General features: G+C 27.4%; 22 protein-coding genes. 2 read left to right on the top strand and 20 right to left on the bottom strand.

Annotation, left to right across the window (positions count from 1 at the left end; all coding sequences use genetic code 11):
• Positions 1-56: 56 nt before the first annotated feature.
• The 14 genes from ACH5BF_RS05710 to ACH5BF_RS05645 all read right to left on the bottom strand — a co-directional run bounded on the left by ACH5BF_RS05710 (position 57) and on the right by ACH5BF_RS05645 (position 12016).
• Positions 57-1448: a cryptochrome/photolyase family protein gene (locus ACH5BF_RS05710; RefSeq protein WP_423273246.1), complete on the bottom strand. Its 1392-nt coding sequence runs from the start codon at positions 1446-1448 to the stop codon at positions 57-59.
• Positions 1448-2503: an EAL domain-containing protein gene (locus ACH5BF_RS05705; RefSeq protein ID WP_423273245.1), complete on the bottom strand. Its 1056-nt coding sequence runs from the start codon at positions 2501-2503 to the stop codon at positions 1448-1450. The genes ACH5BF_RS05710 and ACH5BF_RS05705 overlap by 1 nt, the downstream gene beginning before the upstream one ends.
• A gap of 9 nt (positions 2504-2512) precedes the next feature.
• On the bottom strand, positions 2513-3154 hold the full coding sequence (pdxH, locus tag ACH5BF_RS05700) for a pyridoxamine 5'-phosphate oxidase (protein WP_423273244.1): 642 nt from the start codon (positions 3152-3154) through the stop codon (positions 2513-2515).
• A 9-nt stretch (positions 3155-3163) separates the two neighbouring features.
• Positions 3164-3700: a DUF3833 domain-containing protein gene (locus ACH5BF_RS05695; RefSeq protein WP_423273243.1), complete on the bottom strand. Its 537-nt coding sequence runs from the start codon at positions 3698-3700 to the stop codon at positions 3164-3166.
• Positions 3697-4923, bottom strand: a complete 1227-nt coding sequence (locus tag ACH5BF_RS05690) for a class I SAM-dependent methyltransferase (RefSeq protein ID WP_423273242.1) — start codon at positions 4921-4923, stop codon at positions 3697-3699. Before ACH5BF_RS05690 ends, ACH5BF_RS05695 begins: the two co-directional genes overlap by 4 nt.
• Position 4924: 1 nt before the next feature.
• Positions 4925-5671, bottom strand: a complete 747-nt coding sequence (locus ACH5BF_RS05685; RefSeq protein WP_423273241.1) for a DUF1365 domain-containing protein — start codon at positions 5669-5671, stop codon at positions 4925-4927.
• Entirely contained in the window at positions 5668-6906 is a 1239-nt protein-coding gene (locus ACH5BF_RS05680; protein WP_423273240.1) for an NAD(P)/FAD-dependent oxidoreductase, read from the bottom strand. Before ACH5BF_RS05680 ends, ACH5BF_RS05685 begins: the two co-directional genes overlap by 4 nt.
• Positions 6903-7421 carry a lipocalin family protein gene (locus tag ACH5BF_RS05675; protein WP_423273239.1) on the bottom strand — a complete coding sequence of 173 codons (519 nt, stop codon included), beginning with the start codon at positions 7419-7421 and terminating at the stop codon, positions 6903-6905. Before ACH5BF_RS05675 ends, ACH5BF_RS05680 begins: the two co-directional genes overlap by 4 nt.
• An 84-nt stretch (positions 7422-7505) precedes the next feature.
• Positions 7506-8741: an MFS transporter gene (locus tag ACH5BF_RS05670; protein WP_423273238.1), complete on the bottom strand. Its 1236-nt coding sequence runs from the start codon at positions 8739-8741 to the stop codon at positions 7506-7508.
• Positions 8738-9169, bottom strand: a complete 432-nt coding sequence (locus tag ACH5BF_RS05665) for a nuclear transport factor 2 family protein (RefSeq protein ID WP_423273237.1) — start codon at positions 9167-9169, stop codon at positions 8738-8740. The genes ACH5BF_RS05670 and ACH5BF_RS05665 overlap by 4 nt, the downstream gene beginning before the upstream one ends.
• Positions 9166-9921, bottom strand: coding sequence for an SDR family NAD(P)-dependent oxidoreductase (locus ACH5BF_RS05660; protein ID WP_423273236.1), 756 nt, complete (start codon positions 9919-9921; stop codon positions 9166-9168). The genes ACH5BF_RS05665 and ACH5BF_RS05660 overlap by 4 nt, the downstream gene beginning before the upstream one ends.
• Positions 9922-9931: 10 nt before the next feature.
• Positions 9932-10546 carry a thiamine phosphate synthase gene (thiE, locus tag ACH5BF_RS05655; protein WP_423273235.1) on the bottom strand — a complete coding sequence of 205 codons (615 nt, stop codon included), beginning with the start codon at positions 10544-10546 and terminating at the stop codon, positions 9932-9934.
• Entirely contained in the window at positions 10540-11307 is a 768-nt protein-coding gene (thiD, locus tag ACH5BF_RS05650; RefSeq protein ID WP_423273234.1) for a bifunctional hydroxymethylpyrimidine kinase/phosphomethylpyrimidine kinase, read from the bottom strand. Before thiD ends, thiE begins: the two co-directional genes overlap by 7 nt.
• Before the next feature lie 106 nt (positions 11308-11413).
• Positions 11414-12016, bottom strand: coding sequence for a hypothetical protein (locus ACH5BF_RS05645; protein ID WP_423273233.1), 603 nt, complete (start codon positions 12014-12016; stop codon positions 11414-11416).
• 77 nt (positions 12017-12093) lie between these two features.
• On the opposite strand from ACH5BF_RS05645, the gene ACH5BF_RS05640 reads away from it, so the two are divergent.
• Positions 12094-12990 carry a DMT family transporter gene (locus ACH5BF_RS05640; RefSeq protein WP_423273232.1) on the top strand — a complete coding sequence of 299 codons (897 nt, stop codon included), beginning with the start codon at positions 12094-12096 and terminating at the stop codon, positions 12988-12990.
• A gap of 23 nt (positions 12991-13013) precedes the next feature.
• Here ACH5BF_RS05640 and ACH5BF_RS05635 read toward each other — a convergent pair whose 3' ends face one another.
• From ACH5BF_RS05635 to dnaJ, 4 genes are all read right to left on the bottom strand, one after another.
• Positions 13014-13904: a formate dehydrogenase subunit gamma gene (locus ACH5BF_RS05635; protein ID WP_423273231.1), complete on the bottom strand. Its 891-nt coding sequence runs from the start codon at positions 13902-13904 to the stop codon at positions 13014-13016.
• Positions 13905-14073: 169 nt separating this feature from the next.
• Positions 14074-15291 (bottom strand): tryptophan synthase subunit beta, encoded by a 1218-nt coding sequence (trpB, locus tag ACH5BF_RS05630; RefSeq protein ID WP_423273230.1) that lies wholly within the window; start codon positions 15289-15291, stop codon positions 14074-14076.
• 71 nt (positions 15292-15362) lie between these two features.
• Positions 15363-18797 (bottom strand): transporter substrate-binding domain-containing protein, encoded by a 3435-nt coding sequence (locus ACH5BF_RS05625; RefSeq protein ID WP_423273229.1) that lies wholly within the window; start codon positions 18795-18797, stop codon positions 15363-15365.
• A 74-nt stretch (positions 18798-18871) separates the two neighbouring features.
• Positions 18872-19990, bottom strand: a complete 1119-nt coding sequence (gene dnaJ / locus ACH5BF_RS05620; protein WP_423273228.1) for a molecular chaperone DnaJ — start codon at positions 19988-19990, stop codon at positions 18872-18874.
• Positions 19991-20075: 85 nt separating this feature from the next.
• Between dnaJ and recR the strand changes: the two genes are divergently transcribed.
• Entirely contained in the window at positions 20076-20648 is a 573-nt protein-coding gene (gene recR, locus ACH5BF_RS05615; RefSeq protein ID WP_423273227.1) for a recombination mediator RecR, read from the top strand.
• Positions 20649-20651: 3 nt separating this feature from the next.
• Here recR and ACH5BF_RS05610 read toward each other — a convergent pair whose 3' ends face one another.
• Both ACH5BF_RS05610 and ACH5BF_RS05605 read right to left on the bottom strand, forming a co-directional pair.
• Positions 20652-21056: a PAS domain-containing protein gene (locus ACH5BF_RS05610; protein ID WP_423273226.1), complete on the bottom strand. Its 405-nt coding sequence runs from the start codon at positions 21054-21056 to the stop codon at positions 20652-20654.
• A gap of 12 nt (positions 21057-21068) precedes the next feature.
• The coding region (locus ACH5BF_RS05605; RefSeq protein ID WP_423273225.1) for a methyl-accepting chemotaxis protein at positions 21069-21419 on the bottom strand (351 nt) is incomplete at its 5' end.

Here is a 21419-nt window from a genome sequence, read left to right as displayed (position 1 = left end):
TATTATAGAAAATATAGCTGTAAGTGATGAACTAAATATGAATTAAGTATGAACTTTTATTCATAAAAAAGTTTTTTGATATAGTCATTTGCAGTTTTTAAATGTTCATTTAGTTTATCTTCTGACATTCTATTTAAAAGAGAGATTTGCATTTTCATTCTTGGATTATCTTTAAATAAATGTGAATATTTATGTAAAAACCTCCAATATAAAGCATCAAATATTTTACACCAAGGCTCTTTTTTTGAGTAATCACTCATTTTTATTAGATAATTAGAACTTGCAATATATGGTTTTGTAGTTATACTTCCTCCATCACTAAAACCACTCATACCATATACATTTCCAACCATTACCCAATCATAGGCATCTATGTAGTTTTTCATAAAGTATTCATAAACATCATTTGGTTTTATCTCTAATAATAAAAAGATGTTTCCTAAAATCATAAGTCGCTCTATATGATGAGCATAAGCTGTTTTATCTACTTTTTTAATTACATCATCAAGTATATCTATGCCACTTTTTGCTTCTAAGATTGCTTTTGGCATAGAATTTTTAAACTCAAAGAAATTAGAGTTTCTAAGTCTTACACCATCATCTTCATAGATTTTGAGCATAAACTCTCTCCAACCTATAATCTGTCTTATAAATCCTTCTTTTGCATTATAGGGTGCATCTGCATTTACTATCTTTTCTATTACATAATTTAAATCAAGTAAGCCTATATTTAAACTACTTGAGATATTTGAGTGAAAAAGATAAATTAGATTTGTATCTTTAGTAATAGCATCTTGATAGTCTCCAAAGTTTTCAAACTTCTCTTTTATAAAATAGTCAAGTTGTAGTCTAGCCTCATCGAAAGAAATAGGGTAGTTAAACTCATCACTAATACCAATGAATTTAAACTTTCTACAATACTCTTTGGCTTCAAGTATATATCTATTTTCATAAGAAAGTGTTGCAGGAATAAATATATCTTTTGGAAGTTTCTTTCTATTTTCACTATCAAAACTATACTTTCCATATAAAGGCTTTCCATTTTCCATAAAAATATTAAGCTCTTTTCTTCTATTCATATAAAAATGATGCAAAAACTTTGATTTATCATTTGGGTGTATAAAGTTTGGGTTTTTTAAAGTATTTATTTTTTGAAAGTTTGGGTAGACTTTTTTTTCTAAATAGTTATCAAAAAGTTCATAAACAAAAACTTTTTCATTTTTATATTTGGCTAAATAAGTCTCATCTTCATAATACTCAACTTCAAAACCTTTTTCTTTTAGATAGTTCTCATAAAACTTCATAGAGGCTCTATGAAGTACTAGCTTTTGTATATGAAATTCATATTGTGTAAAAAATAAAGGCTCTTCAACTAATACAATCTTTTTATTTCTAAAATTTGTAATATCTTCAAAAAGTTGGTGAGGATATACTAAAAAAAGTTCCATTAAAATATTCTTCTTACAGGTTCAGGTGAGGGCTTAGCAAAATAGTAACCTTGAGCAAAATCAACACCTAGTTTTTTTACCATACTTAACTCTTCTTGTGTTTCAATTCCTTCAGCTAGAATCTGAATATGATTCTCAACACAAATTGACTTTAAGGCTTTGTAAACTGATTGTTTTAATTCATTTTTATCAATACCATCTATTATATTTCTATCAACTTTTATAATATCAGGCTTTATATCAATAATCATATTTAAAGAAGAGTATCCCTCTCCAACATCATCTAAAGCTATTTTAAAACCTTGTTCTCTATAGTAATTCAAGATTTGTTTTAGATGCACTTTATCTTCAACATTTTCAGTCTCAACTACTTCAAATATAATATTTCTTGGGTCAAGTTCAAGTTGATTTGCCCATCTTACAGTACTTTGTAAACAAAACTTTGGGTCATAAATAGCTGTTGGCAAGAAGTTTATAAAAACCTTACTATTGATTTTTTTAACAGCAGCTGTTTTTAGTGCAGACTCACGACAAAGTTTATCTAATCTAAAGTTTGTATCATTTCTAGATGATTTTTCAAATAAGTCATTTGGGTACATCAAATCACCGTTTGGTAAAACACCTCTAGTTAAACACTCATAAGCATAAATACTACTTGATTGAACATCAATTATAGGTTGAAAATGTGTAGTTAAACTTTCACTTTCTAATATTTCAAAAAAGCTATTATCTTTTATAAAATTTAAGTATATATTTAAAGGTTTTGCTTTTAATACAGAAGAGATACTTAATATTTCACAACTTGTTTCAACAAAAACTTTTATTTCATTTTGTTCAAACAAAGTGAAATTTTCGTCAATAAACTCAAGATTCTTTTCAAAAAAGTCTCTAGCATCATTTACATCAATAGTACAAATATTCTCTTTTAATCTAAGATTATTAATATCTTTAAAAACAAGTTTACATTTTCTTAATAGTTCAGGAACTATTGTTATAAAATGAATAGATGCTTTTTCATTTTTTATACAAAAATTTTCATTACATATACAACTCATAATTACTCCTTATGGTGCTAATCTGTTTATTTCCCAACTATTATCTTCATTTAATGTATATTCAAATCTATCATGTAATCTATCTTTTCCGCCTTGCCAAAACTCTATGGTCTGAGGAATTATTTTATATCCACCCCAAAAAGAAGGAAAAGGAACTTCACCTTTTGAGAACTTGTTTTTAATCTCATCAAACTTTGCTTCAAGTAAACTTCTTGAGCTTATAACCTCACTTTGATGTGAAACCCAAGCTCCAAGTTGACTCCCTTTTGGTCTTGATAAAAAATATTTCATTGAAGCTGTTTTACTAATCTTTTCAATTCTGCCTTCTATTTTTACTTGTCTTTCTAAGCCTAGCCATGCAAAATGAACTGCGGCATAAGGATTTTCATCAATTTGTTTTGCTTTTTTACTTTTATAGTTTGAGAAAAATACAAAACCATCAGTATCAAAGGTTTTAAGTAAAACAGTTCTAATTGAGGGTTTCATATCTTTTCCAACAGTAGCTAAACTCATCGCATTTGGTTCGATTAGTTTTGCATCAATTGCTTGGTTAAACCAAAGCTCAAACTGTTTAAAAGGACACTTATTTAAATCATCAAAATCTAAACCTTTAGTCATATACTCTTGTCTCATTTTTGATAAATCAAGCATAATCAACCTTTATTGTTTAATAATAGTTATTACAAGTTCACCTACTGTAAAACCAAACTTTTTCATTTTAGAGTGGTTTATAATCACTCCATCTTCTTGTAAATGTAACCAATCTTTTACATCTATATTGATAATAGAGTTATTATAAGGAACTTCCATCGTATAATCTATCATTACTGTATTACCATTTGACTTAAGTATTCCTTGTCCTACAATATCAGAAGCCGTACCTATATACTCATTTTCATTTTTTGTAGGAATTAATGTCCAAACTCTTCTTTGTTTTTCTCCATCATCATAAACAAAATACTCATCTAATGTTCCAACTCCATCATCATCCCACGAGCCAATCATTTTTGCTTTAAAAGATTTGATTATTTTGCCACTTCTATCTTTTACTAAACCATATGCCTTAAGTTCACCGTTAAAATACTCTTTTACAATAAACTTAGGAGTTTTGTTATTAAAATCTTCAAGTTTCATAGAACCACATCCTGTAAAAAGAAGTGCTATAAATAGCACAACTAGTAGATTTTTTGTTTTCATGCAACTAAACCTTTATTTAGGTGCATATTTTGATCTCTTGTAAATACTACTTGTACTAGATTTACATTTCTAGTTAAAAAAGCAGCTTCACAATAGTTTAAATACATTTTCCACATTCTAATAAAATAATCATCAAAGCCTAAAGCCTTAATCTCATTTATTTTTTTAGTAAAGTTTTCATACCAGATATTTAGAGTTTTTGCATAATCTTCTGTGAACTCTTCCATATGTAAAAGATTTAATCTTGTATTTGTACTTGTACTTTTAAGTATTCTAGAAACGCTTGGAAGATGACCACCAGGGAAAATATACTTTTGAATAAAATCAGTTCCCTTAGAATAAGACTCATATCTGTTATCAGGCATTGTGATAATCTGTAAGGCTAAAACACCACTTGGCTTTAAAAGCTCTTCACATTTTTTGAAGAATATATCAAAATACTCCTTCCCAACTGCCTCAAACATCTCAACTGCTATAATCGCATCATATTTACCTTCTAAATCCCTATAATCTTTTAAGAAAATATCAATACTTTCTTCAATCTTATTCTCTTTAAACTTTTGCTCACAAAGCTTTTTTTGCTCGGTGCTTAGAGTAACTGTTGTTACTTTACATTTTTTTTCTTTTGCTAAATGCATTGCCATAGAACCCCAACCAGATCCTATTTCAAGTACATTGTCACCTTCTTTTATATTTAGTTTATTTGCTAAATGAGAAATCTTTCTTTTTTGTGCATCATAAAGTGACTCATCTGGATTTTCAAATATTGCTGCTGAGTACATCATAGTTTCATCTAAAAATAGTTTATAAAAATCATTCGATAAATCATAGTGTTCTGATATATTTTTTCTAGAGTTTTTCTTTGAGTTTTTTCTTAAAAGATGTTTTGCTTTATTAAAGTGTGGCAAAATATTTATAAAGAAGTTGTTTTTATCATGTTCACTTTTTACTCCTAAATTATCAGAGTTAATTAAAGCTAATTCGATTAGTTTTGTTAAATCATTTGTTTCAAAGTCTTCATCCATATAACTCTCTGCAAATCCAACATCTCCATATAAAGCTATTTTTGAAAAAAAACTATAACTATTTAATTTTAAAAATACTTCTTTTTCTTCTTTGTTTCCATAATAGTTTATTTCATTATTTGGAAACTGTACTTTTAAATTTCCTTGTTTTAATTTTGAAAAAAAAGAGTGTCCGAATTTATGCCATAACCTTTTCATTTTAATATCTCCTTTTTGTATCTATATCTTCTACGCTGTTAAATTTCAAGCCTTTTTTATATAGCTTCAAGGATTGCCATAAAGTCCTTGTTACTACAAAAAAAGTTAAAAAAGTGTGCTTTAAAAATAGTTTTATAATGCTTTTATTTGAGAACTCCAAAGGCGTTCCACTAAAAGATGCTGTTAACATTTTTTTATTCTCTTCAAATAAATCTATTTTTAAAGCCACGTTTGATTTGTCATATCTAAATAAAAAACTATAATCCCCATCTCTCTTGAAAAAAGGTGATACATACATATCTTTTGGAATTTCGCCTCTATAAAGATTATGACCTCTATGGTGTAATTTTACAGGATATATAACTCTTCCACCATTATAATTATGAACTTCTGCTAATATATAATCAAGTTCATCTTTTTCATTAAACAGTAAAAGTAAACTAATAGGATTAAATACAAAATTTAAAATTCTAGGAAGTGTTATAAATCTAGTTTTTGTAGGTTTTTGAATATCAAACTTTTTTAAAAGTTCATCAATATTTGATAAAAAATTTTCTTGTTTACCAAAATGATCTTTACTTTTAAAAGAGAAAAGATTGAGTTTATTATATGAAAACAATTTAGTTTTTAGTTCATCTAAACTATTTGTATCAATATCTAACATAAAAAATTTATACTTAAAATCATGACTTTTAGGTAAAAACCTTTTGTGGTAGATTACACCATCGTAAAATTGGTGAGCACTCATAACTCACATCCTAACTTAGAAGCTATTGTATTTGCACTCCAAAGTCCATCTTCATGGAAACCATATCTCCAATATGCACCTGCATAATAAGTATTATTCTTTCCATTTATTTCATCTCTTCTAGTTTGTGCTTCTATCGCTTTTTTATCAAACTGTGGGTGAGAGTAAGAGATTCGCTCAATTACTTTTTCAACATTATCAATCTCATTTAATGAAACAAAATAGTCTTTATTAGTCTTTAAATTTTGTAAGGTATTTATCCAATACGATAAAGTTACTGCATTATTGTTATTTTTATCAGTTTTATAGTTCCATGCTGCATAAATCTTTTTATTTGGATATAAAACATTATTATCATTATGAAGTAAGGCATCGTTAGATTTATATTTAAAACATTCTAAAATTTCTTTTTCTTTTGATGTTGCATCATCTAAAAGTTCTAATGCATCTGGTGCATGCATTGCAAATACAACTTTGTCATAAATTCTTATTTTATTATTTTCAAAAGTTATGCATACTTTATTTCTTTTTCTTTCTACTTTTTTAATATTTGAATTTAGGAAAATTTCACCTGATATTTTTTCTTTTATTTTATTTACGTAATTAATACTACCATTTGATACAGTTAACCACTGATGATGTGTAGTAACACCTAATAAACCATGATTCTTGAAAAATTGTAAAAATGTTCTTGCTGGGAAATCATTCATTTTATCACTTGGTGTTGACCAAATAGAAGCACCCATTGGTATGATATATCTTTCTTTAAAAGCATTTCCATATTCACTTAAATATTCACCTAAATCTTTATTAAGATCTAAGCTATTCTCATCTAAGTCATTATTGGCTTTTTTATTAAATTTCATAATATCATTTATCATACTATAGTGAGAGAAGTTAAAAAGATTTTTCTTCTGAAAGAATAAACCTCCAATAGAGTTTCCATTATAAGCAATATTTTTATCTTTATCCCAAAAGCCAAAACTCATATCACTTTTTTCTATTTTTACATCAAGTTTTTTGAAAAGTTTAGTTAAAAGAGGATATGTTTCATAGTTAAAAACTAAAAAACCAGTATCAACTCCAAACTTAGCTCCATTCTCTTCTACTTGCGTAGTTCTTGCGTGACCACCAAGTCTATTCTCTTTTTCATATAAGTCAACATGGTGTTTTTGGCTTAGAAGATACGCACTACCTAAACCGCTAATTCCTGCTCCTAGTACTGCTATTTTCATTTGTATCTTCCTTTTTTATCTTGTTTAGTATAAATTAATTTACTTGTGTCAATATAATCACTTAAAAAATCTATTATTTTTTCTTTTTCATCATTACTAATAAAAGGTTTTCTACTCATAATCCATAGATTTTCTAAATCATCATCTGCAACAACAGCACTTTTGTAATCATTAAGGTAAATCACATTGTATTTTTTTGAAAAAATCCAAAAATAAGTCATTTCCATACTTGACATTGAGTTGTTGTTTAAAGCTTCAGCTATACCTTCATAAGAAATTAGCTCTCCACCAATTTCATTTTTAAAACATCTGTTGAATACTTTATATTTGCTAGTATCTATTAAATAGTATTCAACAGTTGAGGCTACACAGTTTTCTTGGAAACTGTTAAAGGTGCGAGCTACTTCGTACCAAATTCCACTAAAAGATTTAGGGTCAACAAATTGGACTGACTTTAAAGGCTTTGAATGTAACAATGAGAACATAGCTAAAATAACAAATAATTTTACACTCATAATCAACCCTAAATATTTTAGTTAATTAAATAATAACAGTTATCAAATACTTTTAATAGCTGTTTTTTGTCACTTTATAAAAAACTAAACTTTATTTTTAGCAATTAAAATTATTGAAATTATCTTAAGAATAACTGGAAGTATTGAATATAAAATAGAAAGTATAAATAAAGAAAAATTAGTTGGATTATCTATATCAAATGAAACCAATTCTAAAATTGTAAAAGTTATAAAAACAGCAAGAGCTAAAGCTAGTTTTGTAAGCATCGCCCAAAAACCAAAAAGGGTTCCTGATATTTCTTTTCCAAGTTTTTTAGAGTTTTGTGCAATATCAGCTTGAATAGAAGAGGGTAAGGCCATATCAGCACCTAAACAAAGTCCTGTAAAAAATGTAATAAAAGCAAATTTGATATAATCACCTTCATTTAAAAAAGGTGTTAAACAGAAGAAAAATGAAGCAAAAGCCATTGATATAATCCATGTTTTTCTCTTACCTATCTTTTTTGAAAAGTTTAACCAAAAAGGTACGGCAATAATTGCAGATAAAAAGTACAAGATTAGTAAAGCCCCTGTAAATTGTGGTGTTTTAAGATAGTATTGAACATAAAATAAAAACAGCGTTGCTGGAATAGCATTAGCAAGATTATTTATAATAAATGCAAAAAACAAATTTTTCTGTTCTTTAAATTTTTCATAAAAGCTTTTTATTGAATCTTTAAAACTAATAGTTATATTTATACTATTTTGCTCTTTTATGTTTAAAGCAAAGAAAACTAAAACCAATGGTAATACAAAGACTAAAACATAAAATATTAGCTCCAAACTTCTTTTTGAATCTGACGAAGCATTAAATAAAAAAGGAATAAGTAAAGCTACTAATACACCTATAATTGTAAATATTTCTCGACTAAAAGACAATTTTGAATTATCAAAACTATTTTTACCAATAGTTGCATTTAAAGCAAGATATGGAATATTAATTAAACTCCAAGAAATATATGTAATGATTGAAAAGAATATAAGCGAAAAAGTAGGGTAATTATTAAAAGGATTTATTAAAAAATAAAAAGAAATTAAAAGAGAAAAAGCTCCTATAACAATCAAACTTTTTTTAGAAAAATATCTATCACTTAAATTTCCTATAAAAGGATCAGCAAACATATCAAGTAGTCTTGCAAAAAAGAGTAAAGCTGCTACAAGTGCTGTGTTTAGTCCTATATCTTGTACATAAAATGTAGGTAAATAAATGTATAAAGGCATTCCTAATATAGCTATTGGTATAGCTAAAACACCATAATTTAAAACCCTTTTATTAGTCATGCTTTTATCTTATTTTTTATAAACCTCAATACTGAGTTTAAAAAAGGAATCTTTTCGTAAATATTAGAAGCAGAATCCCAATAATCTATATGAGACATGACTTTATTTTCACTATTTAATTCAACTCTACTAACACCTGTAAAGCTTTCTATATTTCTGCTATTTTTATATTTAAAGATGAAGTTCCATTGTAAATAAGCTATATTATCCTTTTGAATAATCTCTTTTACAATAAACCTAGGTTCTTCTACTGTTTTATACATATGGTCAAATATTTTGTAAATAGCATCAATTCCTTTTGTTTTTTGAAAAGGATCTTCAAAATAAACATCATCACTAAATATCTTTTTGTACTCTTCAATAGAAATATCTTTGTTTAAGTTTTCAAAAAACAAGGCATAATTTTGTATATATTTTTCATAACTCATTTTAACAATCCTTTCGTAATTGCTAAAGAAACTTTATATGGTAATATCTTTAGTAAGTACAAGAAAAATGAGAGTTTAAAAGGAAATTTAATCTCAAATCTGTAAGATTTATTTAACTCATGAAATATTTTTAAAGCAGCATAGTTACTAGTCATTAATTGGGGCATTTCAAAATCATTTTTATTTGTAAGTCTTGTTTTGACAAAACCATGATTTATTATTTGAAGTTCAATATTTTTTCGAATCAACTCTGGCTGTATTGCTTGTGCAAAACTAACAAGAGCTGCCTTACTTGCTCCATAAGCTGCTGCATTTGGTAAACCAAAATAACTCGATAAGCTAGCATTCAAAACTAATTTACCGAAACCTTGATTTTCAAACTTTGAAGTAATAATATCTGTTAATCTAACAGCACCTAAATAGTTTATATTTATCATCTCTTCAAACTTTTCAATATCAAGAGAGTTTAATGATGTGCTTTCATATACCCCTGCATTAAAAATACATACATCTAAATAATTTAGTTTTGACCAAACATAATTTATTGCGTTTATAATAGAGTTTTTATCTTCAACATCAATACTTTTTATAAAAAGTGTTTGTTTAAATGCAAGTTTTAAACTATTTAATTCATAAGATTCTTTTGCATTCCGTGAACTTGCAACTACTATATAACCATTTTGTAAATATAGTTTTGTAAGTTCATATCCAATACCACTACTAGCTCCTATAATCCATATATTCTTAGACATAATATATCCTTTATTTAAAAAGACTCGTATAGTATGCAGCTTTATTAACTACTAATTCTTTATTACTCCAGATATCATTTATAACAGAAACCATATCTGGGTTAAATTGCATAAGAGTTTTAACACTATTTGTATTTATTCCTCCAATAACGCACACAGGTATTTCAAGTTCTTCTTTTGCTTTTTTAATCAAATCTACAGGCACTAATTTTGAGTTAGGCTTTGTGATAGAATTAAAAAAAGAACCAAATGCAACATAATTAGCCCCATCATCTTGCATTGTTTTTGCAAGCTTTAGATTTCCATAACAAGAAACCCCAATTATTCCTTTAAATTTTTTTCTAATCTCTTTAAAATCTTTATGATCACTTTTTCCAATATGTAAACCATGACATTGTAATTTTATAGCTAAGTCAATTCTGTCATTTAAAATAAAAGTTGCATTGTAATAATCACAAAGGGCTTGTATTTGTTTTACTTTTTCTTCGATTTCTTCATCACTACTTACTTTATCTCTTAATTGAACAACTTTAGCACCACCTATTAAAGCTTTTTTTATATCCTCATATAAAGTACTATTAGGTGTTAGAACATCATCGCTAATTACATATAAACCTTTTAACATGTAAAGCCTTTTAAGTTATGCTTTATTGGACCATTCCCATTACCTAAATTTGGTGCATTTACAATAGCTTCATATATATACTCTTTTGCTTTTGTAATAACTTGTTTTATATTATCATCATATGATAATAGTGTTGCTATTGCTGCACTATAAGAACATCCTGTACCATGAGTATTAGACTCATTTGCTCTTTTTGTTTGAAAATACTCTAACTTTCCATCACTTGTTTTTAAAACATCAACAGCAAAATCACTGTTATCTTCTATATCTTTAAATAATATATTTGTTCCAAAATTATCACAAGATAAAATATCTTCAATAGTTTCTACATCAAAAAAGAGTTTTGCCTCATACTTATTTGGTGTAATCAGTGTTGCATAAGGAAAAATCTCCTTTAGACTCTCAATACATTCATCATCTAAAAGTTTTGAATTTGCTCTTGAAATAGCAACTGGATCTAAAACAACTGGTATAGTAAGTTTTAATATAAAATCTTTTACAACGTTTATTAACTCTTTTGAGCCTAACATGCCAATTTTTACTGCTTTTATATCAAAATCACTTGTAACGCTGTTTATTTGTTCTTTTACAAAGCTAGGCTGTAAAGGTACAACACCTTGTACTCCTAAGCTATTTTGAGCAGTAACAGCAGTAATTGCTGTAGTCATAAAACCATTATGATAAAGGGAACTTTTTATATCTGCTTGAATACCAGCTCCACCACCACTATCACTACCTGCTATTGATAAAATAGTATTCATAACTGAATCCTTTTTATTTGTATTATAGTGTCAGTTTAGCTGTAAATTCTAATTTTTTGTATTTAATCTATGTTAGTTAATAAAAATAGTAAGTTTTAAAAACTTACTATAAAGTAGGGTAGATAGAAACTTTTAAAATTGCTTTAAAAGTATCATTTACATTAGTAGTTAAAACATCACTTGATATTTTATGCTCAGATAATTTTCCTTGTAAAGTTTGAAGAATATGCCAGAATCTTTCATTAAAAGGCACTTCAATTTGTTTGATTTGATGTTCAATAATTAATTCGACTATTGTTTCAATACAATGAAAATAAAAGATTTTATTTCTAGCTCTTTGTATTTTATATTCTCTCATTATTTTAAGATTATTTACAAATGCTTCTTTTTCGATTGAAGTTAAAGATGTTCTATTCTCAACATCTATTTCTTCTTGGTCTAAATGTTTTAAATAAGAATCAATTTCTGTTTGCATTGTTTCTTCTATATTTGGGTGAAATTTTAATATCAAACTTAATATTTCATTAGCGTTTAGTCTTTGTTCTTTTAATTCATGGGTATAATTGGTTTTTCTTTTATACTCATGGTCAAAAGCTTCTAAAAGCTCTGCTGCGTATTTTAAATACTTAAACTTATCCTCTTTCCCATCTTTAAAAGAAATACCATGTTCACTAATAACTGGTTTTAAACCTGCATATTCTAGTTTCATTTTCCATCCTTGTAATTTATTATTTTATCACAGAAAAATAAAAGCTGTATAAAATTATATTTTGTTATAATCCACAAATGCAAAAAACTACAACAAATACAAATCAAGAGAACTTAAAAGGCATTATCTTTATGGTTTTAGCTGTCTTACTATTACCTTTTAGTGATGCAATTGCAAAGTGGCTTTCTAGTTCATACACAGCTATACAAATAGCATGGCTTAGATTTTTTGTACAGGCTGTAATCTTATTTCTCCTATCTATTACTTTTAAATATAAACTTGAAGAGTTTAAAAAAAGCTATATTTTAATCAGTATATTTATTAGTAGTTCTATTATATTTTTATTTTGGGGATTAAAATATTTGCCCCTAGCAAATAATATTGCTTTATTTTTTATAGAACCTTTAGTGTTAACACTTCTTAGTGTAATAATATTAAAAGAAAAACTTCAAAAAAATCATATAATAGCTGTTATAATTGGTCTTATAGGTACTTTAGTTATTATTAGACCTAATTGGTCAGCTTATGGTGTTGCTGCAATTTTACCTATTATCTCTGCAGTGTTTTATGCTCTTTATTTACTAAGCCTAAGACAAGTTTCTACAAAATCAAATAATAAAAGCTTGCAGTTTTATATAGGGATTACTTCAACACTTATATTAAGTGTAATAATTACTATTTGTGAAGTTTTTGATATTGATTCATTTGGTTTTAACCAAATTGATTTTACTCATTGGTGGTTGATTTTACTACTTGGAATTGTAACTACAATAGTACAACTTTTAGTTTCAAAAGCATTTTTTTATTCAAAGGCATCTAGTTTAGCCTCTTTTCAATATTTAGAAATAATAAGTGCGACTTTACTTGGATGGTTTATTTTTAAAGACATTCCAGATAACTTAACTATAGTTGGAGCATTAATAGTAATATTTAGTGGACTTTATTTAATACAGCATGAAAGAAAAAAATCATAATTTAATAGACTTCAAAATGAAGTCTATTTATTTTTAGTTTTATTAATCTCTTTATAGTATGAACTATGTAAAATAGCTATTTCATCTTCTTCTTTATATCCATTAATAATACTTGCAATTGCACCTTTTATTGCAAATATCGACATATAAATATGAGTAAAGAAAAGTGCTGTCATAGCAAGACCTAAAATATTGTGAATAATAATACATAATCTTAACATTTCGATTTTTGTTAATCCAAACATACTTAAAACACTTAGATTTAAATCTTGAACATAAAGAGTGGCCCCTGTAAAAATCATTACAATCCCACCTAAAGTACATACCCAAAACCACATTTTTTGACCTGCATTAAATTTTCCTGCAGGGATTGGTCTTTTCTCTTTAGATAAGTATCCACCAAGAATCATAAACCATTTTATATCCTCTTTTGTAAACAACATATTTTTAAGCCACATTAAAAACATAGGTATAACACTAATCATAAATAAAACAGTAGAAATGGCATGAAGTTCTTTACAAGCTTTTACGAACTCTCCTCCACCAAAAGTTGAACCAAACATCATTATAATCCCTGTAGGAATTATAATAAGAAAAGAGATTGCAGCAATTGCATGTATTATTCTGTTAAATAAAGAGAAAACATAATACTTTTTGCCATCATGATTGAACTTTTTTGGCCCAATGATTAAATAATGAATTGTAAATATTAGTGGAACTATTACCAATATAGACAAATAAGCATTTTCAAATAACTTAGTTTGCATAAAAACAAAAATATCTGCAAGGTGACTATTTCCTGTTTGCTCTAAAGAGAGCATATTAGTAATAATCTCTTGATTCTTTTCACTAACTGTACTGTATGCAAATAAAACACTACTTAAACTAAAAATCAAAAAAAGTAACTTTTTCATAATATTGCCTTTTGTTAAGATAGAAAATTATTACAATGAAGAATGACTTTATTATGACATTTGGAAAAAAGTTAATATTTTTTTACTTGATTTTAATATAGAAAAGTAAGTTTTATAGTGTATTGTGAGGATTAAAATAAAAAAGGAAAAATATTTTTCCTTTTTTAAATTAGAATTTAGCGTTTGGAATAGGGTGATTTTCTACAACAAAATCAATATCTTTATCACCTCTACCACTTAAATTAACTAAAATTGTTTCAGAAGAAGGTAATTGTTTAGCTAATTTCATAGCAAAACCAACTGCATGAGCTGATTCAAGTGCTGGAATAATACCTTCTAATTGAGATAGTTTATAAAAAGCATCCACTGCTTCTTTGTCATTACAAAGACCAACTTTTGTTCTACCTGTCTCTTTTAAATAAGCATGCTCAGGACCAACAGATGGATAATCAATACCAGAACCAATTGAATAAACAGGAGCAGGCTCACCATTTTCATCTTTTAGCATAACTGAGTTAAATCCATGCATTACACCTTCACTACCATAAGTTAAAGTAGCTGCATGTTCACCAAGTTTTTCACCTCTACCCATAGGCTCAACACCATGTAATTCAACTTCTTTATCATCAATAAATCCAGCAAAAATACCCATAGCATTTGATCCACCACCTACACAAGCAACTACATTATTAGGTAAATTCTCTTCATGTTCAAAGAATTGCTCCCTTGATTCTATACCAATAATTGATTGGAAATCTCTTACCATCATAGGGAATGGGTGAGGACCAACTACTGAACCAATACAATAAATTGCTGTATCAGCTTGAGATACATATGATTCAAAAGCTGAATCAACAGCTTCTTTTAATGTTTTTAAACCATGTGTTGCAGGAACAACTTTTGCTCCTAAAATTTTCATTCTAACTACATTTGGGTGCTCTTTAGCAATATCAACTTCACCCATATGAATTTCACACTCTAAACCAAAATAAGCAGCAGCAGTCGCAAGTGCCACACCATGTTGTCCAGCACCAGTTTCAGCAATAACTTTTTTAAATCCCATATGCTTAGCTAAAATAACTTCTGCCATACAATGATTTAATTTGTGTGCACCAGAGTGATTTAAATCTTCTCTTTTTAAATAGATTTTTGCACCACCACAATGAGCTGTTAAATTTCTTGCAAATGTAATAGGAGTAGGTCTTCCTTGAAAGTGTTTTCTAACATATTTTAATTCTTCTATAAACTCAGGTGAGTTTTTAATCTCTTCATATGCTTTTGTAATATCAGCAAATGGTTTTTCTAACATTGGAGGAATAAAAGATCCACCAAATTTCCCAAAATAACCATTTTCATCAGGATGTGATTCTAAATAAGATTTACCCATAAGTTGCTTCCTTTTGTCTTTAAATAACCGTAATAAATGGGAAGCATTATATTCTATATGTTTTTAATCTCTTATGAAAGTGGAACTTTAATGGTTACTTTTGCACATTTACTAAAGTTTTTTTCTTGGAATACATAAGAGATATTCTCTATTTTTATTTCTCCGTTTAAACTCTCATTTATAATTTTATGAGTCATATATAATCCAAGTCCTGTACCTTGACTTTTATGTTTAGTAGTAAAATAAGGTTCAAAAACTCTATCAATAATCTCTTCTTTAATTCCACCTGCATTATCTATTACTTCAATAATTGCATCTGATTCTTTTCTATAAGTATTGATTTTGATAAATCTATCATCATAATCTTTATCTTTTAAAGCATCTTTTGAATTATTTATAATATTTAATAAAGCCTGGTTAAGTTCATTTTCAAAAGAGTTTAAATCAATATTTTTATCTAAATCAAGTTCAATATCAATAAAATTATTTGTAAATGAGCTTTTAACAATATTTAAAAGTTTTTCAATACTAGAACTAAGATTGAACATTATTTTAGTTTTGTCAGTTTTTAAATAATTTTGGAAGTCATCAATTGTTTGTGATAAAAATCTTGTAGTTTGTGAAATATTATCAATAGTGTCATTAAATGTTTTATCATCTAATTGATTAAACTCTTTTTGTAACTTCATCCCTGTAGCAGCTGTTGAGATAAAACTTAAAGGCTGTCTCCATTGGTGAGCAATATTACCAATCATTTCACCTAAACTTGCCATCTTCGACTGTTGTATAATTAACTGCTCTTTATCTTTAATTTCACTCATATCAATAATTGAAACAATATCACAATGTTCACCTTTAAAAAGAATAGTTTTTGATTTAAGTAAAATAGGGAATGTTTTATTATTCATTTTTACAGCAGTAAGCTCACAAGTCTTTGATTTTGCTTCATTTATAATATTTGAAAGACCTTTTGTTTTACTAATTTTAAATAAAGAATTAAACTCAATATCTTTTAAATGTTTTTTATTTATATTAAACATTTTTAGGGCTTCTATATTTGAAAACTCTATTTTATTACCCTTAACAATAAATATTCCTTCTATTGTAAGATTAATTAATGCTCTAAAGTTTTCAATAGTATTTTCAAGTTCACTTTGTGTTTGTTTTAAACTATTTTGATAATTTAATAGTTGTCTATTTTTATATAAAATAATTGCAATAATAAAAAGTAAAGGCAAGAAATATTTCCATAATACAGAATAATCAAAAGCTTGTGTATATTCAAGTTTTGACCATTTTTCATAGATTTCTCTTCTTTCATCAGGAGTCATAGTTTTTAGAACTTTATTGATAATTGATTGTAAAACTTCATAATCATCTCTAATCATCATTTGTAAATCAAAGTTAATTCCCGTACTACCTGAAATCTTTATATTACTATAGGCATATTTTTTTATATTGTGAGCTAAAATAGGCATAGATTCAACTAATGCATCTATTTTATTGTTTGATAATAACTCTAAACCATGCTGAACATTTTTAAGAAGTACAAATTGCATATTAGGGTATGCTTCTTTTAAAAGTTTGTGGGCTGTATAATTTTTTCCAACACCAACTCTTTTATTCAATAAATAAGAACCATCAGGAATATAATTACTCTCTTGTAAAGTAGCAATACCTAAAGGGGCTTTAAAATATACATCACTAAAAATAGCATATTTTTGTCTATCACTTGTTTTTGATGTGGTAATGATGATATCATTTCTTTTATTTTTTATATCATCTAAAGCTTGTGAAAAATCACTTTTAAAATTAAGGTTAACTTTTAAATTTGATTTTTTTACAATATATTGCCAAAAATCAAATCCCAAACCATATGCTTTTCCATTCTCTTCAAAACTCATAGGTGCCCAGTTATCAGTATATGCAATATTGACAACTTTATTTTCTATAAACTCTTCTTCTTCCTTTGTAAAATTAATATCCTTTGAGATATTTAACCATTTTTGATTTAAAGAGTCTAATTCATTTTTAGAAACTAGTTTCATTGACTTATTTATAATTGAAACTAATTCTTCTTTATTTTTATTTACACCCATATGTAATTTATTGTTGTAATCTTTTAAAATTACTTCTGAAGTAAACTTTAGACTTAAAGGATACTCTTTATTAATATAGTATGTTGCAATAAATCTATTTTGTATAGTTGCATCAGCTATATTGTTTTTAACCGCATCTAAAACCTCTTTTAAGGTATTAAATTCTATTAATTTTATATTAGGAAAACTCTTTTTTATTTTAGATGATAAAGCCCAACCTTTTACCATTGCAACTTTTTTCCCATCTAAATCATCGATATTAACTATATTTGTTGTGTAAGTATTTGTAACCAGGACAAACTCTTGCTTTAAGTAATCATCTGTAAAAGATAAAAACTCTTCTCTGTCTTGTTTATAAGCAATAACAGGAAGTAGATCAATCTCTTTATTTTTAAACTTACTCATAAGATTAGGCCATGTATCTGTAATAAAAACTGGCTCAATACCTATTTTTGAGAAAAGTAATTTCACATAATCAATCACAAAACCTCTTGGCTTTCCATTTTGATAATAATCATAAGGAACCCATTCTAGTTCATTTGCAACATAGATTTTTTTATTATGACTTAAAAAATCCATCTCATCTTTAGTAAAAAAACTATTATGCTCTTTTTCTTTATATCCAAGCCACTTATTATAAATCAAGTTTCTCTCTTCTAAAGTAATTGCATTTAATGATTTTTCTATAATTGATTTTAAAATAATTGAGCTTTTCTTTGTAGCCATAAACAGTTCATCATGCCTTTGTATTAAAAACTGCTCTTTAATACCTGTAATGTTATGTTTTTTTACTAAATATTCAACTAATGCAATATTGGAAATAAAAGCATCTGCCTTATTTAAAATCACTGCATCTATTGCTTCTAAAACATCTTTTACCTCATATATTTTTATTTTTGGGTAATTAGTTTTTATAAACTCTTCTTGAACATAACCTTTTGGTATGGCTATTTTTTTGCCATTTAAATCTTCTATTTTTAAATAACTTTCATTATTTGCTGAATATAAATAGTCTCTAATCTTTATATAGCTTTTTTCTGTAAAATTTAAAAACTTTGTTCTTGATTTATTTTTTGAAAGTATAGGAAGTAGGTCAATTTTTTCTTTTTTTGTTAACTCTAGGAGTTGACTCCATGTATAACCATAATTATATCTAAACTTTAAACCTGATTTTTTCTCTAATAAGTCTAAATAATCTTTTGCTATTCCTTTATAAACGCCATTCTCAACAAAATCAAAGGGAGGCCAGTCTTCTTCAACTCCAACTTCAACATAATTGCTGTTTTTAATAAAATTTAACTCTTCATTTGAAAAATTTATTTGATTTTCATCTTCATGTGAGTGACCAATTTCATGAGAATAAACTAAAGACAGGGTAAGTAAAAATAAAAAAATGTATTTATACATTAAAGGGCCTTATTATAGTAATAATCATAGATTATACTATAACAAGGTTTATAATAAAATAAGTATTTTATGTCTTAGCTAAACCATTTTTTAACTTTGTCAAACATATTTTCAAAGCTTGACTCGTGAGGTTTACTTTCAACTCCAAAACTTTCTTGAAGTTTTTCTAATAATTCTCTTTGTTCATCTGTTAAAGATTTAGGGTATTCTATTTTAATTTGTACAATTAAATCACCTTGTCCATATCCTTGAACAGACTTAACACCTTCCCCTCTAAATTTAAACTGTTGTTTATCTTTAGCTCCAGCAGGAATTTCAAGTTCTAATTCTCCTCTAAGACCAGGAACTTTAATCTTATCTCCAAGTGCTACTTGTGTGAAGAATATTGGTGCTTCTAAGTAAATATCATCATCATGTCTTACAAAATGAGAGTCCTCTTTTACAGAAACTTGTAAATATAAATCTCCTCTTGTTCCATCAGGAGCAATATTCCCTTTATTAGAAACTCTGATTCTCATTCCATCATTTACACCTTCTGGAATATCAACTTTAAATGAATCTTTTACTTCATCATATCCTGTTCCACCACAAGACTTACACGAAGCACTAACAGCTTGACCTGTTCCTTGACAAGTTGGACATGTTTGAGCAAATGTCATAAAACCTTGTCTTGTATGAACTTGACCTTGTCCAGCACATGTTTTACATGTAGAAAGATTACCATCTTTGGCTCCTGTACCTTTACAAGGTTTACAAGCTGTTTTATAAGTATAATCAATCTCTTTTTTACATCCAAATACTGCTTCATTAAACTCAAGTTTAACTTCAACAGCAATATCAAGATTATAATTATAAGATTTTCTTTGTCTTCTTCTTGAACCACCGCCAAAAGCAGAACCAAACATCTCTTCAAATACAGAACTTAAATCATCAAAACCGCCAGAGAATCCTCCACCTTGTCCATGTCCTTCTAACCCAGCTTTACCGTATCTGTCATAAATTGATCTTTTTTCTTCATCACTTAAAACCTGATAAGCTTCATTTACAGCTTTGAACATCTCTTCAGCTTCGTTGTCATCAGGGTTTTTATCTGGGTGATACTTCATCGCCATTTTTCTGTAAGCTTTTTTAATTTCACTTTTTTGTGCATCTTTACTTACTTCTAATAATTCGTAATAATCTAATTCAGTCAATTAAATATCTCCTAAATAATTTTTTCTATTTGTAAATATGCGCGATTTTATCTAAAATATTATAAAAATAAGATATAATCCGCTTATGAAAAAAGGATTAGAAAAATTTTATGAATTAGTTGAGGCTTTCGAGTCTTTGCCTACTATTGGTAAAAAATCTGCATTAAGATTAGCCTACCATGTAGTAATGAATGATAATTATTGTGGTATAAAAATTGCACATAGTATTGAAAATGCTTTAAAAAATATAACTAAATGTGTAAAGTGTGGCTCAATGAGTGAACATGAAATATGTGAGTTCTGTTTAGATGATTCTAGAGATAATACAAAGCTTTGTATTGTTCAAAGTGCAAAAGATATTTTTATTATAGAAGATTCAAAACAATTTGATGGTAAATATTTTGTTATAGATGAACTTGACCAAGAAGCAATAGATGCTTTAAACAGATTTGTAGTTGAAAATGAAGTTGAGATGATTTTATTTGCTATTACACCATCAATTGCAAATGATGCTTTTATTTTGTTTATCGAGGATAAATTAAAAGATAGAGATATTAAGTTTTCAAAGATAGCTCAAGGAGTTCCAACAGGAGTTAGTTTAGAAAATGTAGATATTTTATCCCTATCAAAAGCTATTCAAAGTAGGGTGGAAGTTTAAAACTTACCTTCCATCCTCTTTGTTCCAAATAGCATAAAGTTCTTCAGCCTCAGCTATTTCTTTAGGACTAGCTTTTCTTCTACAAGACATGTAACCTCTTGAACCATCACATGACTCAAATGGATATACTGTTGCATATACCCAATAAAACCCTCCTGATTTTGTGGCATTTTTTACATACCCTGTCCATATCTCACCTTTTTGCACTGTATCCCATAATGATTTAAATGCTTTTCTTGGCATATCTGGATGTCTTACCATACTATGTGGTTGTCCTAACAACTCATCTATTGAATATTCTGCTATATTACAAAAATCATTATTTGCAAATCTTATTATTCCCTTTGCATCTGTCTCACTTACTAAAAATGCATAATCATCTAGTACTGTTTCTTGTCCTGCTGCCATGATCTATCTCCTCTAAAACTTTTTGCTTTTTGCATCTTCAACTAATAAGTTAGCCATCTGTGATACTTCATTTGAAATAGTTGTTGTTTGATTAGCTTCACTCGCATTCTCTTGTGTAACTCTATCAAGCATTGTTACTGCATCATTGATTTGCTCAATTCCACTCATTTGCTCTTTTGATGAATTACTTACATCTTCAATAATTGAGATAGTCTCACTAATATGTTTATTTAGTGTTTCATATCCTTCACTCATCTGAGCTGAAATCTCTTTTCCTTCATTTGCTTTTTGTGTTGCATCTTCAACTAAATCTTTAATCTCTTTAGCAGCTTCAGCAGATCTAGCTGCTAAGTTTCTAACTTC

The organism is Arcobacter pernae (assembly GCF_049472135.1).
GTDB lineage: Bacteria > Campylobacterota > Campylobacteria > Campylobacterales > Arcobacteraceae > Arcobacter_B.
The sequence above is the reverse complement of the archived record's forward strand: the minus strand, read 5'-3'. Positions and strand labels throughout refer to the sequence as shown.